We start from the raw sequence: 15,119 nt of genomic DNA, 5'->3' as shown, positions 1-15,119 counted from the left end.
GTTTTGTGAGTATCAGCTGGGGTCAAACTGCCACGACTGTCCTCGCTTGCGCTTATAGATTTCGCGCTCGCCGCCCGCGACAGGGAGTGATACCGCTGTCTCAGGATCCTCGTAGACGAGCTTCGGGCCCCAGTCTCCGAAGACATCGTATTCGCCGTTTGTCATACGCTTATAAATCTCTTCGACCTGATCGGATTTGTAGCTAGCCAAGCTGGCTCCAAGTGCTCCTGTAATTCCCCCCTGAAACTCGAAAAATACTGGAACGCCTTTGGTGCCAGATGGAGTCAAACGCGACTCGGCGCGTGCTATCTGCGATACATCAATCGCCAACCCTCAGGCAGCCGGTTAGCTGAAGCCAACCGACTTTTCCGTTTCGGGATCTCCCTCCTGGCAGCGGGCCATATGCAATGAAGGTCCTCATGCTGGCTTGCTCGACGCACATGGGCCTGGATTTCCTGTTCGCTCATTGATTCGCGCGCACAGGCCCACGACCAAGGATCGTGAGCGTCGAAACCCCATGCTCGTAGCCCGAAACTGAATCATGCACACAAGCCTCAGGAAATTTCAGATTTGCTGCAATTGGTATGAAGCTGGCCGGACTCTGAAGAAGGGGTCGCGCCCGTATAGTCGGATCGAAACCAAGGGGGTAGGAAATGGAGATTACGGAGCAACAGCTGGAGCGCGTGGCCGAGGTGATGCTGCCAATTGGGCACGCAAGGTTTCGCAGAAACTGGGGGAGCCCCTCTAGACCACGCTTGGTCAAGGGTATTGAACTAGTCAACCCCCATAGCAAATGGGCAATGTCTCTCTTTCGGAATGTGAACAACAAGGAAAACGACGTCGAAATCGCCATCGCGCCGGCGCGTATCGTCGACGACAGCAGTCATGCGGCTGCGGCAATGGAGTGGCTCAAAGTCCTTCGCAGTCAGTTTCGACACATCGACCACGCACCGCATCCCGGGAGCTATAAGGGGGAAGTCTTTCGCATTGGCTTGAAGCAGGCAAAAGCACGAGCATTTCTCGCGCAAGTCATGTCAGAAGTTCTAAAGCCGCCTTCGAAGAAGCCATGGACCATTCCTGAGGTCCAGATAGCCGCATGCTGGCCGTTTACTGCCACAGTCGGACCGACAGCACAGGCATCCCCGCCGCCTAGCGCAGCCGTTGAAGAACGCGCCAATGCAATTGCACACATGGTAGCGATGGCGTTGGGAGCTCGCGACCAATCCGGCCTGGAGCGCACCGGTATTGCCAAGGACAAGCAGGTGCGCTTCGCCTCGGCAACAGAGCTGCAGACGCATCTAGAGGCGCTTTGGAAATCCGACCACTGCGCCCTCTCGGGCTTGAAGATGGACATGAGCAGAGACGATCTGGATCTGGCGCCCTCGCTGGATCGAATCGACTCCAGCAAACATTACGAGCCTGGAAACTTACAGGTCGTCGCACGTTTCATCAATCGATGGAAGAGCGATGACGACGAGAGCAACTTCCTGCGGCTGCTGGATCTCGTGAGGAGCGCCGGGCCGGTGATGTTCTCACCGAGGATGATTGAGGTGGCTCAGGGCCAGCAGTCCCCCTCACACCCGCATGACTAGTTCTATGGACTTTGACCCCGAATTCGACCCTCCCCTAAATGCCGATGAGTGCGAGCTGGCGAGGCGCGTCGCCAGGCATGAAGCAGGTCACTACATTGCAGGGCGCGTGCTCGGATTCCGAATGAACGGACTTGAAGTCAAGTTACGTGCCCACGGCGGCTACTCTGGTGGGGCGGAGATCCACCTGTGTGAGGACCTTTCGGGCGACGCTTCCGTGCTCGACTATCTGGAGCGCCGCGTGATGGTCTTGTATGCCGGGGCCTTGGCTGAAGCTCTGAGCGTGGAAGACGGGGTCATCGACTATGGCAAGGCTGTTGAATACTCAAGGGACGGCAGCTTCGGTGATGCGGTGAAGGTGGCTGAGCTCTTGAACCTGATTCGCAATATCCGCCTCGGCCTTGAACAGACCGACGCCGCGTACAACGAGCAGCTCTCTGCCATTAACACCGAGATGTGGAGGAAGGCAGCCAGCCTCGTCACGGCAAACTACCAGCTCATTGAGGGCCTCGCCGGCCGTTTGGCTGCGCTGGTGTTGACTGTGGGGGTGACGTTCGGCCTCGATGAACGCACGATCAATGCGATGCCCGCCATCAAGAAGCGCTTTCCGCCCGTCGAGGGCGACTCCATCTAAGAAAAGCAATCGTTGAATCCGTTGGTCTGAGGCGCTCCAGACTGCGCCGATTCAACCAAGCTGTAACGATGCCCAATCCTTTCGAGTGTTGACTTCATTAGTTTTTTGCATCATCTAGACAAATCCGCGCATCAAAGGAAAAGGGGCCATCGGCCCCTTCTTTGAAGACACGGCGGCAACGCCGGTCAGTCCCGCGCCAGCGCCCGGTTCAGCCCCAGCGCCGCCAGCGTGCCGAGCGCGCCCGACAGCAGGTAGATGCTCACGAAGGCCAGGCCGAAGTGGGCCGACAGGCCCAGGGCGACCAGCGGGGCAAAGGCCGCGCCGATGAGCCAGGCCAGGTCGGCCGTGAGGGCCGCGCCCACGTAGCGGTACTTGGGCGCGAAGTTGGAGGTCACGGCGCCGGCCGCCTGGCCGTACGACAGGCCCAGGAGCGCAAAGCCCAGCACGATGAAGATGTCCTGGCCGATGCGTCCGCCGTCGAGCAGCGTGGGCGCAAAGCCGCTGAACACGGCGATCATCGCGGCCAGGCCGCCGAGCGTGAAGCGACGGCCGATGCGGTCGGCGATCAGGCCCGAGGCCACGATGCCGATGGCGCCGAACACCGCGCCGACCATCTGCACGATCAGGAATTCGGTGATCGACTGGTCGGAATACAGCGAAATCCACGACAGCGGGAACACCGTGATCAGGTGGAACAGCGCGTAGCTGGCCAGCGCGGCGAACGCGCCGATCAGCAGGTTGGCGCCCTGCGAACGGGTCAGCTCGACCACGCTGGTGGGCTGCAGCTCGCGCTCTTCGAGCAGGCGCGCGTACTCGTCGGTGGCCACCAGACGCAGGCGCGCGAACAGCGCCACGACGTTGATGGCGAAGGCCACGTAGAAGGTGTAGCGCCAGCCCCAGTCGAGGAAGTCGGCCAGCGGCAGGCTGGAATACAGGTACGCGAACAGCGCGCTGGCCAGGAAGAAGCCCAGCGGTGCGCCCAGCTGGCCCAGCATGGCGTACCAGCCGCGCTTGTTGGGCGGTGCGTTCAGCGCCAGCAGCGACGGCAGGCCGTCCCACGAGCCGCCCAATGCCAGGCCCTGGGCAAAGCGGAAGATCGACAGCAGCACGATGGCCGTGAAGCCGATGCTCGCGTAGCCCGGCAGGAAGGCGATGCCGGCGGTGGAGGTGCCCAGCAGGAACAGCGCGATCGTCAGCTTGGTCTCGCGCCCGAAGCGCCGCTGGATCGCCATCGAGATCACGGTGCCGAAGGGGCGCGCGATGAAAGCGAACGAGAAGATCACGAAGGCCCAGAGCACGCCTTCCAGGCGCTGCTCGAAGGGGAAGAACACCGCCGGGAACACCAGCACCGAGGCGATGCCGTAGACGAAGAAGTCGAAATACTCGGAGGCGCGGCCGATGACCACGCCGACCGCGATCTCGCCCGGGGCGATGTGCGAATGGTCGGCGTCTGCGGCGCGGGCGCCGCCTTCGGTCGGGTGCGACACAGGCTGGGCGCCTGGTGGACTGATGCTGGACGTCGTCATCTTGCTAGCTGGCTGGCTGTAATTCGGGTGTCATGCCGGGGCACGACACAGGGGAAATTCTGGACACCCTGTAGCGTCTCACCGAATTGCGTTTACCGCCATAGGACAAAACGTCCAATAGGCGGAATCCCTTGGGCGGCGTAGATTGCAGGGTCATTTTTGCGCGGCCTTCGCACTTTCCTCTCCCGGCATGCACATCCTCAAGACCCTTCGCCGAGCACTTCTGCTGCTTTCCGCCATTTTCCTGGCGGGCTGCAACACGGTGCTGTTGAACCCCTCCGGCGACATCGCCAACCAGCAGGGACGCCTGATCGTCGTCTCCACGGTGCTGATGCTGATCATCATCATTCCGGTGATCGCCCTGACCATCTTCTTTGCCTGGCGCTATCGCCAGTCGAACAAGGAGGCCACCTACAGCCCCGACTGGGACCACTCCACGCAGCTCGAGCTGGCGATCTGGGCCGCGCCGCTCCTGATCATCATCGCGCTGGGCGCGATCACCTGGATCAGCACCCACACGCTGGACCCGTACCGCCCGCTGAGCCGCCTGGACGCGCAGCGCCCGATTCCCGCCGAAACCAAGCCGCTGGTGGTCGAGGTGGTGGCGCTGGACTGGAAGTGGCTCTTCATCTACCCCGAGCAGGGCATCGCCACGGTGAACGAGCTGGCCGCCCCGGTGGACCGCCCGATCAGCTTCAAGATCACGGCCTCGTCGGTCATGAACTCCTTCTTCATCCCCGCGCTGGCCGGCCAGATCTATGCCATGCCGGGCATGGAGACCAAGCTGCACGCGGTGATCAACAAGCCGGGCGAGTTCGACGGCTTCTCCGCCAACTACAGCGGCGCGGGCTTCTCGGGCATGCGCTTCAAGTTCCACGGCCTGAGCCACGACGGCTTCGACCAGTGGGTGGCCAAGGTCAAGACCGGCAAAGAGGGCGAGCTGACCCGCGAGCAATACAAGAAGCTCGAAGTGCCGAGCGAGCGCGAGCCCGTGCGCCACTACGCCGCGGTCGACCCCGCCCTGTACGACGCCATCCTGAACCTGTGCGTCGACCGCAACAAGATGTGCATGAAGGAAATGATGGCCATCGACGCCGACGGCGGCCTGGGCAAGCCCGGCGCCTTCAACGTCGCCACCAAGCAGGCCTGGCAGGCCGACTCCCTCGACACGCCCAAGCGCAAGTACGTCACCGCGATGTGCACCACCGAAGACTAAGATGTTGCAGAACCTAGACCTGACGAAGCTCGTCTTCGGCCGCCTCTCCTGGGAGGCGATTCCCCTTCACGAGCCCATCCTGCTCGTGACCTTCGCGGCCGTGATCCTGGGCGGCCTGGCGCTGCTGGGCGCCGTGACCTATTTCAAGCTGTGGGGTACCTTGTGGAATGACTGGATCACCAGCATCGACCACAAGAAGATCGGCATCATGTACATCATCCTGGGCCTGGTGATGCTGCTGCGCGGCTTCGCCGACGCGCTGATGATGCGGGCCCAGCAGGCCGTCGCCTTCGGCGACAACGCGGGCTTTTTGCCGCCGCACCACTACGACCAGATCTTCACCGCCCACGGCGTGATCATGATCTTCTTCGTGGCGATGCCGCTGGTCACGGGCCTCATGAACTTCGTGGTGCCGCTGCAGATCGGCGCGCGCGACGTGGCCTTCCCGTTCCTGAACAACTTCAGCTTCTGGATGACCACCTTCGGCGCCGGCCTCGTGATGGCGTCGCTGTTCGTGGGCGAGTTCGCCAAGACCGGCTGGCTGGCGTACCCGCCGCTGTCGGGCATCCTGTTCAGTCCTGACGTGGGGGTCGATTACTACATCTGGTCCTTGCAGATCGCGGGGGTCGGCACACTGCTCTCGGGCGTGAACCTGCTGGCCACCATCGTGAAGATGCGCGCGCCCGGCATGACCATGATGAAGATGCCCGTCTTCACCTGGACCGCCCTGTGCACCAACGTGCTGATCGTGGCCGCCTTCCCGGTGCTCACGGCCGTGCTGGCCCTGCTGTCGCTCGACCGTTATGTCGGCACCAACTTCTTCACGAACGACATGGGCGGCAACGCCATGATGTACGTGAACCTGATCTGGATCTGGGGCCACCCCGAGGTGTACATCCTGATCCTGCCGGCCTTCGGCATCTTCTCGGAAGTGGTCTCCACCTTCTCGGGCAAGCGCCTGTTCGGCTACGCCTCGATGGTGTACGCCACGGTCGTGATCACGATCCTGTCGTACCTCGTGTGGCTGCACCACTTCTTCACCATGGGCTCCGGCGCCAGCGTGAACTCGTTCTTCGGCATCACGACGATGATCATCTCGATCCCCACGGGCGCGAAGATCTTCAACTGGCTGTTCACCATGTACCGCGGCCGCATCCGTTTCGAGCTGCCCATGATGTGGACCATCGGCTTCATGATCACCTTCGTGATCGGCGGCATGACCGGCGTGCTGCTTGCCGTGCCCCCGGCCGACTTCGTGCTGCACAACAGCCTGTTCCTGATTGCCCACTTCCACAATGTGATCATCGGCGGCGTGCTGTTCGGCATGCTGGCGGGCATCACCTACTGGTTCCCGAAGGCCTTCGGCTACAAGCTCGATCCGTTCTGGGGCAAGTGCTCGTTCTGGTTCTGGATCGTCGGCTTCTGGATGGCCTTCATGCCGCTGTACATCCTGGGCCTGATGGGCGTCACGCGCCGCATGAGCCACTTCCAGGACATGTCGCTGCAGATCTGGTTCCAGGTCGCCGCCTTCGGCGCGGTGCTGATCGCCCTGGGCATCGCCTCGTTCCTGATCCAGCTGGTGGTGAGCTTCATCCGCCGCGACTCGCTGCGCGACACCACGGGCGACCCGTGGAACGGCCGCACGCTGGAGTGGTCGACCTCGTCGCCGCCGCCGGCCTACAACTTCGCGTTCACGCCGCGCGTGCATGACAACGACGCCTGGACCGACATGAAGGCCCGCGGCTACCAGCGTCCGCTGGACGGCTTCAGCCCCGTGCACATGCCCAAGAACACGGCCGCCGGCTTCGTCATCGCGGCGCTGAGCGCGGTGTGCGGCTTCGCCCTGATCTGGCAGATGTGGCTCGTGGCCGGCATCGGCTTCGTGGCCATGATGGTCGCGATCATCGCCCACACCTTCAACTACAAGCGCGACTACTACATCCCCGCGGAAGAAGTCGTTCGCACCGAAGAAGCACGCACGCGCCTCCTGGCCACCGCCCATGTCTGATACCACCGCCCTCCCCTCCCGGAACGCGAACGCACCGGCGTTCGACCTGTTCCACGTCCGCAACGAGGACCACCACCCCGAGAACGGCACGCTGCTGGGCTTCTGGCTCTACCTGATGAGCGACTGCCTCATCTTCGCCTGCCTGTTCGCGGTGTACGGCGTGCTGGGCCGCAGCTACGCGGCCGGCCCCTCGGGCGCCGACCTGTTCGACCTGCCGCTGGTGGCGATGAACACCTCGCTGCTGCTGCTGTCGTCGATCACCTACGGCTTCGCCATGCTCGAGATGCAGCGCAAGCGCATGGGTGGCGTGCTGCTGTGGCTGGGCATCACGGGCCTCCTGGGCCTGGGCTTCATCGGCCTGGAGCTGTACGAGTTCGCGCACCTGCTGCACGAAGGCGCCGGCCCGCAGCGCAGCGCCTTCCTGTCGTCGTTCTTCGCACTGGTTGGCACGCACGGCCTGCACGTGAGCTTCGGCATCATCTGGCTCGTCGTGCTGATGGTCCAGCTGCCCAAGCACGGCTTCACCCCCGCCAACCGCCGCCGCCTGATGTGCCTGTCGATGTTCTGGCACTTCCTGGACGTCGTGTGGATCGGCGTCTTCACCTTTGTCTACCTCATGGGATCGATGGCATGAGCGCCCCCGCACACACCGCCACCGCCGCACACGGCCACGGCGCACACGACAGCCACGGTCACGGCGACCACCACGACGACGGCCCCGTGAGCCACAGCACCTTCAAGGGCTACATGACCGGCTTCGTGCTGGCCGTGATCCTGACCGCGATCCCGTTCTGGCTCGTGATGGGCAAGGTGATCGCCAACCCGAGCACCACCGCCCTCGTCATCCTCGGCTTCGCCGTGGTGCAGATCGTGGTCCACATGGTGTACTTCCTGCACATGGACGCCAAGTCCGAAGGCGGCTGGAACATGCTGGCGCTGATCTTCACGTTGGTGCTCGTGGTCATCACGTTGGCCGGCTCGCTGTGGGTCATGTATCACATGAACACCAACATGATGCCGGCCATGGTCCACGACATGAAGAACATGCCCTGATGGCCCCGGCCGCCCGCCCGCGCTCCGTTGTCACGCGTGCGGCGCTGGCGGTCTGCGCCCTCCTGGCCTTTGCCGGCTTTCTTGCGCTCGGCACCTGGCAGGTCGAGCGCAGGGCCTGGAAGCTCGATCTCATCGCCCGCGTCGACCAGCGCGTGCACGCCCCGGCCACCGACGCGCCGGCGCGACCCGAATGGCCCACGGTCAACGCGGCCAACGACGAATACCGGCACGTGCGCCTTCGCGGCACGTTCCTCCATGACAAGGAAGCGCTGGTGCAGGCCAGCACCCGGCTCGGCGCCGGCTTCTGGGTGCTGACCCCGCTGCGCACCACCGACGGCAGCGTCGTGCTCGTCAACCGCGGCTTCGTGCCGCCTGAAGCGCGTGAACGCGCGGCGCGCACTGCCCCCGAGCCCCAGGGCGACACCACCGTGGCCGGCCTGCTGCGCCTGACCGAACCCAAGGGCGGCTTCCTGCGCACGAACGACCCCGCGGCCGAACGCTGGTTCTCGCGCGACGTGCAGGCCATTGCCGCCGCGCGCGGCCTGGCCGACGTGGCGCCGTACTTCGTCGATGCCGAGGCGGGGCCCGCGCCCGCACAGGCCGCGCCCACGTGGCCGGCGGGCGGCCTGACGGTCATCGCCTTCCCCAACAGCCACCTCGTCTACGCCCTCACCTGGTACGGGCTGGCGCTGATGGTGCTCGGCGCCTACGGGTTCGTGTGGCGCGACGACCGGCGCCGACGGGCATCGCAAGACGGTAGCGGCGAAAATGCACCGCATGCCGACGCCGCACGCCCCGACCCCGCCGATGCCCGCCGCGACTGACAAGCTCGTCGCGGTCGCCGGCGAGCTGCACGCCCCGCGCGCGGGCGTGGCGAGCCTGGACAACGCCATCGGCCACCAGAACATGCAGCAGCTGATCCAGCTGCGCTGGTTCGCCGTGGTCGGGCAGGTGGCCACCATCCTCGTGGTGCACTACGGCTTCGGCATCCGCCTGCCGCTGAACCACATGCTGCAGGTGCTCACCTGCCTGGCGCTGTTCAACATGGTGAGCCTGTTGCGCCTGCGCATCCATGGCCGCGTGACCAACGAAGAGCTGTTCGTCGCGCTGCTGGTCGACGTGGCCACGCTCACGGCCCAGCTGTACCTCAGCGGCGGCGCCACCAACCCCTTCGTCTTTCTGTACCTGCTGCAGGTGATCCTGGGCGCGGTGCTGCTCAAGGCCTGGTCGACCTGGACCATCGTGGTCATCACCGGCCTGTGCTTCGCGGGCCTGGCGCTGTTCTCGCGCCCGCTGCCCTTGCCGCTGGACCACGACCGCGGCCTGTGGAGCCCCTACGTGCAGGGCATGCTGGTGTGCTTCGCGCTCAATGCGGCGCTGCTGGTGGTCTTCATCACCCGCATCAGCCGCAACCTGCGCGTGCGCGACGCGCGGCTGGCCGACCTGCGCCAGCGCGCCTCCGAAGAAGAACACATCGTGCGCATGGGCCTGCTGGCCTCGGGCGCGGCGCACGAGCTGGGCACGCCGCTGGCCACGCTGGCCGTGATCCTGGGCGACTGGCGCCGGCTGCCGCACTTCAGCTCCGACCCCGAGCTGCTGCAGGAAGTGGCCGAGATGGAAGTGCAGATCCAGCGCTGCAAGAGCATCGTGAGCGGCATCCTGCTGTCGGCCGGCGAGACGCGCGGCGAGTCGTCCGAAGAGACCACCGTGCGCACCTTCCTGGACGACCTCGTCGAAGAATGGCGCACCACGCGCCCGGTCGAGGAGTTCGACTACGAGAACCTGTTCGGGCAGGACCTGCCCATGGTGTCCGACTCGGCGATCAAGCAGATGGTGTGCAACGTGCTGGACAACGCGCTCGAGGCCTCGCCGCACTGGCTGCGCCTGGAAGCCACGCACGACGCCGACGCGCTCACCATCACCGTCACCGACGCGGGCCCCGGCTTCATGCCGGCCATCCTCGCGGAGTTCGGCAAGCCCTACCAGTCGAGCAAGGGACGTCCCGGCGGCGGGCTGGGCCTGTTCCTGGTCGTGAACGTGGCGCGCACCCTGGGCGGGCGCGTCGCCGTGCGCAACCGCCCCGAGGGCGGCGCCATCGTGACCATCACGCTGCCGCTGGCGGCGATCGTGCTCGAAGAGGACGACGAAGCAGCCGCCCCCCTCGCGGACAACGCCGCCCCCCAAGCCCCGAGCAGCCCATGACCCACACACCCGACACCGCCGAAGTCCGCCAGCTGCTGATCGTCGAGGACGACGAGGCCTTCGCACGCACGCTCGCGCGTTCCTTCGAGCGGCGCGGCTACGTGGTGCTGCATGCGCGCAACCTCGAGGAGGTGGAAGCGCTGCTCGAGGAAGGCGACGGGCCCTCGCCCGGCTACGCGGTGGTCGACCTGAAGCTCAACGGCGAGGCCTCGGGCCTGGCCTGCGTGCAGATGCTGCACCGGCACGATGCCGAAATGCTGATCGTGGTGCTCACCGGCTTCGCGAGCATCGCCACCGCCGTCGAGGCCATCAAGCTCGGCGCCTGCCACTACCTGGCCAAGCCCTCGAACACCGACGACATCGAGGCCGCCTTCGGCCGCGCCGCCGGCACCACCGAGGTCGAACTGACCAACCGCTCCACCTCGATCAAGACGCTGGAGTGGGAGCGCATCCACGAGATGCTGGCCGAAACCGGCTTCAACATCTCGGAAACCGCGCGCCGGCTCGGCATGCATCGGCGCACATTGGCACGCAAACTCGGCAAACAGCAGGTCAAGTAACATGATCTGCCGGTTTCGCGAATTCTTGCGGAACCAACACCGATCCCGGAGGCTCTGTTCCTGATGACGAATAGCCCGCCGCTGCAGCTGCAGCCCGCCCGTTCCACCGATCTGCAGAAAAAGCAGGCGTCCGCCGCGCGCGACCAGACCGCGATGGAAGAGCTCTTCAACGCCCTGAGCCACGGCCTGGGCCTGCTGCTGGCGATTGCCTCGCTGCCGATCCTGGTCTACAGCGCCGCCCAGAAGGGCCAGGCCGCGGCCGTGGTGGGCGCCTCGCTCTTCGCGGGCACGGCCATCGTGCTGTACCTGATCTCCACGCTGTACCACGCGCTGCCGATCGGCCGCGCCAAGGCCTGGTTCAACCGGCTCGACCACGCGGCCATCTACCTGTTCATTGCGGGCAGCTACATGCCCTTTCTGTTCGGCGTGCTGCGCGGCCCCTGGGGCTGGACGCTGTTCGGCGCCATCACCGCCGCCGCCGTGCTGGGCGTGGGCGCCAAGCTGTTCAACCGCCTGCAACACCCGCTGTGGTCGACCGGCCTGTACGTGGCGATGGGCTGGATGGCGCTGATGGCGGCGGTGCCACTGTACGAGCGCATGTCATCGGCGGGGCTGGCCTGGCTGGTGGCCGGCGGGCTGTTCTACACGGCCGGGGCCGTGGTGTTCCTGTTCGACAACAAGGTGCGCTACGCGCATTCGGTGTGGCACCTCTTCGTGCTGGCCGGCAGCACCTGCCACTTCTTCGCCGTGCTGTGGCACGCGCACGGCTGAGCGCTCTTCTTCAATAGTGGGGAGGGAGTTCGTCGCGCAGGTTGCGCGCGCCCCCGTCCTGCCCTGCGTTCTGGCTTTGCAGCCTGAGTTGCGCGACCTGCAGGATCAGGCTGTCGATCTGTTGCTGTTGCCGATAGATCGTCATGTTCAGCTGCTCGAGCAGGTCTTCGGCATAGCTCGACTTGATCTCGAGATCGTTCAGGCGCTCTGTCACGTCGTTCGGTGAATGTTCCATGCCGCTATTGGACAGGAAGATCCACCGCTTCTTGTTGACAGCGCCCCGCTCAGCGCCGGACCTTCGCCTCGAGCAGGTCGCCCATGCCGATGCGCCGGGCGAAGTCGATGCGCACGCGCTCTGACACCTCGAAGACCTCCGCCGCACCGTCGCCCACGAAGTCGATCAGCGAACGCATCGGCCGCGTGCCCGCCGGCAGGCCCACGATGCGCACGATGTCGTCGGCCACGGCCTGCGGGTCGGCGTGCTCCGGCGTGAGAGCGGACAGGCGCTCGCCGATGCGGTCCATCACGCCGTCGTAGCGGCCGTAGGCGGCGGCAATGGCCGCATCGGAGGGCTTGCCCGCACTCGGAAAGTGATCGGTGCCCCGCGTGAACGCGCCCGGCACGACGATCGAGGTCTCGATGCCGAAGCGCGCGATCTCGTAGGCCAGCGTCACGGCCAGCGAATCCATGGCCGCCTTGGCCGCACCGTACGGGCCCATGAACGGCGGAAAGCCGCCCTTGGTGGTCGTGCTGCTGATCCACAGCATCAGCCCCGACTCCTGCTGGCGCAGGTACGGCAGCACCGCGCGGTTCACGCGCTGGGCACCGAGCACGTTGGTGTCGAACACCTGGGTGATGTCTTCCGGCGTGAAGGCCTCGGTCGGCCCGACCACGAGATGGCCCGCGTTCTGCATCACCACGTCGAGGCGGCCCTGCGCCTGGACGATGGTCGCCGCGGCGGCATCGGCGGAGGCCTGCGACAGCACATCGAGTTCAAGCGGATGCAGCTGAAGCCCCTGGGCCACGGCCAGCGCGCGCAGCTCGGCCGCGCGCGCCTTGTTGCGGCCTGCGATGTCGCGCATGGAGGCATAGACGATGTGGCCCGCTTCGGCGAGCGCCTGTGCGCTGAGCCTGCCGATGCCGGAGCCGGCGCCAGTGACGAGGATGACGGATTGCATGATGGAACGCCTTGGATGAAGGTGAGAGGGAAGAAAGGAAAGACGGGAGCGCCCGGTGGTCAGTGCACGCGACGCTGCAGCAGGTGGGCCACCCAAGCCGCCATCGATCCGAGTGCCGCCGCGCCGGTCAGCGTTGCGAACAGCGACAGCGATAGGGGCTGGTGGACCGCGAAGAACGCGATCAGCCCGAGGAAGTAGCACAGCAGGTTGTTCAGTCGCGGCACGCTGCGCATCGACACCACGAGGAGCGCCACGAACAGCACCACCACCGGCAGCGCCGCGGCGCCCGCGATCGGGGCCAGCGCGGCGATCGCCAGGGCCGCGCCCTTGCCGATCAGCAGGCCCAGGCTCACGCAGACGAGGTTGAACACGCCGTCGCGTGCGGTGGCGCCGCGGGTGTAGAACGCCACCCAGCCGACGAACATCGCCCACACGGGCAGTTCGAGCACGAGCGCCATCGCCGAAGCGGCAGCCGCCACCACCGCAGCGGCGGCCGTGAACGCCGTGTAGGCGAGGCTGAAGAAGCGCGGGGTGGCCGCGCGGGGTGAAGGCGGGTGCATGGTGCGTGCTCCGTGGATGTCGTGGGAAGCCACCGCTCAGGCCACGCCGCCATTGGCCCGCAGCACCTGCCCGTTGACCCATCCCGCGTCCGGCCCCGCCAGGAACGACACCACCGAGGCGATGTCTTCCGGCTGGCCCAGGCGCTGCAGCGGCGGCATCTGGGCGAAGGCCTGGATCTGCTCGTCGGTCTTGCCGTCCAGGAACAGCGAGGTCGCGACCGGCCCCGGCGCCACGGCGTTCACCGTGATGCGTCGGCCGCGCAGCTCCTTGGCGAAGACGTGCGTGAAGGCCTCGACCGCCGCCTTGGTGGCGTTGTAGATCGCGTAGCCCGGCATGTGCAGGGCGAGCGTGGTGCTCGAGAAGTTGACGATGCGCCCGCCCTCGGCGAGGCGGGTCGCGGCCTCGCGCAGGGTGTTGAAGGTGCCGCGCACGTTGATGTCGAAGGTCTGGTCGTACAGCGCGTCGCTGTGCGCGGCCAGCGGCGCGGTCTGGAGCACGCCAGCGTTGTTGACCAGCACGTCGACCGGGCCGAGCTGCGCTTCGACGGTGTCGAACATCGCGCGCACCGCGTCGGCGCTCGCCACGTCGGCCTGCACCGCGAGGGCGCGCGCGCCCGCGGCCTTCAGTTCGGCGACCAGCGCTTCGGCCGGCGCGGCGCCCGCGGCGTAGTTGACGGCAATGGCGAAACCGTCGGCGGCGAGCCGGCGGGCGATGGCGGCGCCGATGCCGCGCGAGGCGCCGGTGACGAGGGCGACGCGGGTGGGCAGCGAAGCAGAAGTGGCGGTGGTGTTCATGGCGCGAATCCTTGGGGTGGTGAGTGGATGAAGCGAATGGTCGGTCATTCCACCCAAAAGATAATCAGCACCCATTCGTCAATAAAATTCCATTTACTTAAACAATAGGCACGAAGGGCAACCCCATGGACCGCTTCCAGGAAATGCAGGCCTTCGTGCGGATCGCCGAGCGCCAGAGCTTCACGCAGGCCTCGGACGACCTGCAGATTCCGCGCGCCACCCTCACCACGCTGATCCAGCGGCTCGAATCGCGCCTGGGCGCCCGGCTGCTCGAGCGCACCACGCGCACCGTGCGCCTCACGCAGGACGGCGAGGCCCACTACCAGCGCTGCGTGCGGCTGCTGGCGGACGTGGAAGAGGCCGAGGGCGCCTTCACCCACGCAGCGCCCCAGGGCCTGTTGCGCGTGAACCTGCAGGGCACGCTGGCGCGGCATTTCGTGGTGCCGGCGCTGCCCGCCTTCCTCGCCCGCCATCCGGGCCTGCAGCTGCACATCGGCGAGGACGACCGGCTGGTCGACCTGGTGCGCGAAGGCGTCGACTGCGTGCTGCGCGCCGGCCCGCTGCAGGACTCGTCGCTGGTCGCGCAGCGCGTGGCGCTGCTGCCGCAGGTGACGGTGGCGAGCCCCGGCTACCTCGCGGCGCACGGCGAGCCCGTCGACCTGGCCGCGCTGGCCTCGCACCGCGCGGTGCACTACGTGTCGAGCAGCACGGGCAAGGCGCTGCCGCTCGAGTTCACGGTCGACGGTCAGGTCCGGCCCGTGCAACTGGCCGCCACCGTGTCAGTCACAGGCGCCGACCTGTACACGGGCGCCGCCGTCATGGGCCTCGGGCTGGTGCAGGTGCCGCGCTACCGCGTGGCGGCCGAGCTGGCGGACGGGCGCCTGCAGGCGGTGCTGCCGGGCTTTGCGCCGCCGCCGATGCCGGTCTCGGTGCTGTATCCGCAGAACCGGCAGCTGTCGTCGCGCGTGCGGGTGTTCACGCAGTGGCTGCGCGGTCTCTTCGCAGAAGACACCGCGCAGGGCTGAGC

17 protein-coding genes are annotated in these 15,119 nt (G+C 66.1%); 11 read left to right on the top strand and 6 right to left on the bottom strand.

Annotation, left to right across the window (positions count from 1 at the left end):
* Positions 1-12: 12 nt before the first annotated feature.
* On the bottom strand, positions 13-330 hold the full coding sequence (locus tag AC1RGU_RS01090; protein WP_492694159.1) for a hypothetical protein: 318 nt from the start codon (positions 328-330) through the stop codon (positions 13-15).
* 488 nt (positions 331-818) lie between these two features.
* On the opposite strand from AC1RGU_RS01090, the gene AC1RGU_RS01085 reads away from it, so the two are divergent.
* Positions 819-1,592 (top strand): hypothetical protein, encoded by a 774-nt coding sequence (locus AC1RGU_RS01085; protein WP_492694157.1) that lies wholly within the window; start codon positions 819-821, stop codon positions 1,590-1,592.
* 4 nt (positions 1,593-1,596) lie between these two features.
* On the top strand, positions 1,597-2,223 hold the full coding sequence (locus AC1RGU_RS01080; RefSeq protein ID WP_492694155.1) for a hypothetical protein: 627 nt from the start codon (positions 1,597-1,599) through the stop codon (positions 2,221-2,223).
* A gap of 185 nt (positions 2,224-2,408) precedes the next feature.
* On the opposite strand, the gene AC1RGU_RS01075 is transcribed toward AC1RGU_RS01080, so the two are convergent.
* Complete coding sequence (locus tag AC1RGU_RS01075; RefSeq protein ID WP_095743978.1) at positions 2,409-3,749, bottom strand: MFS transporter; 1,341 nt, start codon at positions 3,747-3,749, stop codon at positions 2,409-2,411.
* A 190-nt stretch (positions 3,750-3,939) separates the two neighbouring features.
* Here AC1RGU_RS01075 and cyoA point away from each other — a divergent pair, with 190 nt between their 5' ends.
* The 8 genes from cyoA (at position 3,940) to trhA (ending at position 11,559) form a co-directional block, all read left to right on the top strand.
* Positions 3,940-4,965, top strand: coding sequence for a ubiquinol oxidase subunit II (cyoA, locus tag AC1RGU_RS01070; RefSeq protein WP_062469097.1), 1,026 nt, complete (start codon positions 3,940-3,942; stop codon positions 4,963-4,965).
* A 1-nt stretch (position 4,966) separates the two neighbouring features.
* Complete coding sequence (gene cyoB / locus AC1RGU_RS01065; RefSeq protein WP_492694153.1) at positions 4,967-6,973, top strand: cytochrome o ubiquinol oxidase subunit I; 2,007 nt, start codon at positions 4,967-4,969, stop codon at positions 6,971-6,973.
* Positions 6,966-7,607 carry a cytochrome o ubiquinol oxidase subunit III gene (gene cyoC / locus AC1RGU_RS01060; protein WP_492694151.1) on the top strand — a complete coding sequence of 214 codons (642 nt, stop codon included), beginning with the start codon at positions 6,966-6,968 and terminating at the stop codon, positions 7,605-7,607. Before cyoB ends, cyoC begins: the two co-directional genes overlap by 8 nt.
* The gene (gene cyoD / locus AC1RGU_RS01055) at positions 7,604-8,026 is read left to right on the top strand and encodes a cytochrome o ubiquinol oxidase subunit IV (RefSeq protein ID WP_062469089.1); all 423 of its coding nucleotides are present in this window, start codon (positions 7,604-7,606) and stop codon (positions 8,024-8,026) included. The genes cyoC and cyoD overlap by 4 nt, the downstream gene beginning before the upstream one ends.
* On the top strand, positions 8,026-8,850 hold the full coding sequence (locus tag AC1RGU_RS01050; protein ID WP_492694149.1) for an SURF1 family protein: 825 nt from the start codon (positions 8,026-8,028) through the stop codon (positions 8,848-8,850). Before cyoD ends, AC1RGU_RS01050 begins: the two co-directional genes overlap by 1 nt.
* Entirely contained in the window at positions 8,834-10,228 is a 1,395-nt protein-coding gene (locus AC1RGU_RS01045) for an ATP-binding protein (RefSeq protein ID WP_492685820.1), read from the top strand. Before AC1RGU_RS01050 ends, AC1RGU_RS01045 begins: the two co-directional genes overlap by 17 nt.
* Positions 10,225-10,788 carry a response regulator transcription factor gene (locus AC1RGU_RS01040; protein WP_159274905.1) on the top strand — a complete coding sequence of 188 codons (564 nt, stop codon included), beginning with the start codon at positions 10,225-10,227 and terminating at the stop codon, positions 10,786-10,788. Before AC1RGU_RS01045 ends, AC1RGU_RS01040 begins: the two co-directional genes overlap by 4 nt.
* Before the next feature lie 63 nt (positions 10,789-10,851).
* The gene (gene trhA, locus AC1RGU_RS01035; protein ID WP_082817912.1) at positions 10,852-11,559 is read left to right on the top strand and encodes a PAQR family membrane homeostasis protein TrhA; all 708 of its coding nucleotides are present in this window, start codon (positions 10,852-10,854) and stop codon (positions 11,557-11,559) included.
* A gap of 10 nt (positions 11,560-11,569) precedes the next feature.
* Here the strand turns inward: trhA and AC1RGU_RS01030 are convergent, their stop codons facing one another.
* The 4 genes from AC1RGU_RS01030 to AC1RGU_RS01015 are packed head-to-tail and all read right to left on the bottom strand — an operon-like array spanning position 11,570 to position 14,092.
* Complete coding sequence (locus AC1RGU_RS01030) at positions 11,570-11,794, bottom strand: SlyX family protein (RefSeq protein WP_062469081.1); 225 nt, start codon at positions 11,792-11,794, stop codon at positions 11,570-11,572.
* Positions 11,795-11,843: 49 nt separating this feature from the next.
* Positions 11,844-12,737 carry an SDR family NAD(P)-dependent oxidoreductase gene (locus AC1RGU_RS01025; RefSeq protein ID WP_492694146.1) on the bottom strand — a complete coding sequence of 298 codons (894 nt, stop codon included), beginning with the start codon at positions 12,735-12,737 and terminating at the stop codon, positions 11,844-11,846.
* A gap of 59 nt (positions 12,738-12,796) precedes the next feature.
* The gene (locus tag AC1RGU_RS01020) at positions 12,797-13,297 is read right to left on the bottom strand and encodes a DUF1097 domain-containing protein (protein WP_492694144.1); all 501 of its coding nucleotides are present in this window, start codon (positions 13,295-13,297) and stop codon (positions 12,797-12,799) included.
* 36 nt (positions 13,298-13,333) lie between these two features.
* Positions 13,334-14,092: an SDR family oxidoreductase gene (locus AC1RGU_RS01015; protein ID WP_492694142.1), complete on the bottom strand. Its 759-nt coding sequence runs from the start codon at positions 14,090-14,092 to the stop codon at positions 13,334-13,336.
* Between the two features lie 125 nt (positions 14,093-14,217).
* On the opposite strand from AC1RGU_RS01015, the gene AC1RGU_RS01010 reads away from it, so the two are divergent.
* Entirely contained in the window at positions 14,218-15,117 is a 900-nt protein-coding gene (locus AC1RGU_RS01010) for a LysR family transcriptional regulator (RefSeq protein ID WP_492694140.1), read from the top strand.
* Positions 15,118-15,119: the final 2 nt, after the last annotated feature.

The organism is Variovorax sp. GW823-FHT02B07, assembly GCF_058797695.1.
The sequence above is the reverse complement of the archived record's forward strand: the minus strand, read 5'-3'. Positions and strand labels throughout refer to the sequence as shown.

Bases quoted from the DNA above. Each gene is read 5' to 3' on its own strand.
- AC1RGU_RS01080 (WP_492694155.1), top strand. From the start codon at position 1,597: ATGGACTTTGACCCCGAATTCGACCCTCCCCTAAATGCCGATGAGTGC.
- AC1RGU_RS01075 (WP_095743978.1), bottom strand. From the start codon at position 3,749: ATGACGACGTCCAGCATCAGTCCACCAGGCGCCCAGCCTGTGTCGCAC.
- cyoA (WP_062469097.1), top strand. From the start codon at position 3,940: ATGCACATCCTCAAGACCCTTCGCCGAGCACTTCTGCTGCTTTCCGCC.
- cyoB (WP_492694153.1), top strand. From the start codon at position 4,967: ATGTTGCAGAACCTAGACCTGACGAAGCTCGTCTTCGGCCGCCTCTCC.
- cyoC (WP_492694151.1), top strand. From the start codon at position 6,966: ATGTCTGATACCACCGCCCTCCCCTCCCGGAACGCGAACGCACCGGCG.
- cyoD (WP_062469089.1), top strand. From the start codon at position 7,604: ATGAGCGCCCCCGCACACACCGCCACCGCCGCACACGGCCACGGCGCA.
- AC1RGU_RS01050 (WP_492694149.1), top strand. From the start codon at position 8,026: ATGGCCCCGGCCGCCCGCCCGCGCTCCGTTGTCACGCGTGCGGCGCTG.
- AC1RGU_RS01045 (WP_492685820.1), top strand. From the start codon at position 8,834: ATGCCCGCCGCGACTGACAAGCTCGTCGCGGTCGCCGGCGAGCTGCAC.
- AC1RGU_RS01040 (WP_159274905.1), top strand. From the start codon at position 10,225: ATGACCCACACACCCGACACCGCCGAAGTCCGCCAGCTGCTGATCGTC.
- trhA (WP_082817912.1), top strand. From the start codon at position 10,852: ATGACGAATAGCCCGCCGCTGCAGCTGCAGCCCGCCCGTTCCACCGAT.
- AC1RGU_RS01030 (WP_062469081.1), bottom strand. From the start codon at position 11,794: ATGGAACATTCACCGAACGACGTGACAGAGCGCCTGAACGATCTCGAG.
- AC1RGU_RS01025 (WP_492694146.1), bottom strand. From the start codon at position 12,737: ATGCAATCCGTCATCCTCGTCACTGGCGCCGGCTCCGGCATCGGCAGG.
- AC1RGU_RS01020 (WP_492694144.1), bottom strand. From the start codon at position 13,297: ATGCACCCGCCTTCACCCCGCGCGGCCACCCCGCGCTTCTTCAGCCTC.
- AC1RGU_RS01015 (WP_492694142.1), bottom strand. From the start codon at position 14,092: ATGAACACCACCGCCACTTCTGCTTCGCTGCCCACCCGCGTCGCCCTC.
- AC1RGU_RS01010 (WP_492694140.1), top strand. From the start codon at position 14,218: ATGGACCGCTTCCAGGAAATGCAGGCCTTCGTGCGGATCGCCGAGCGC.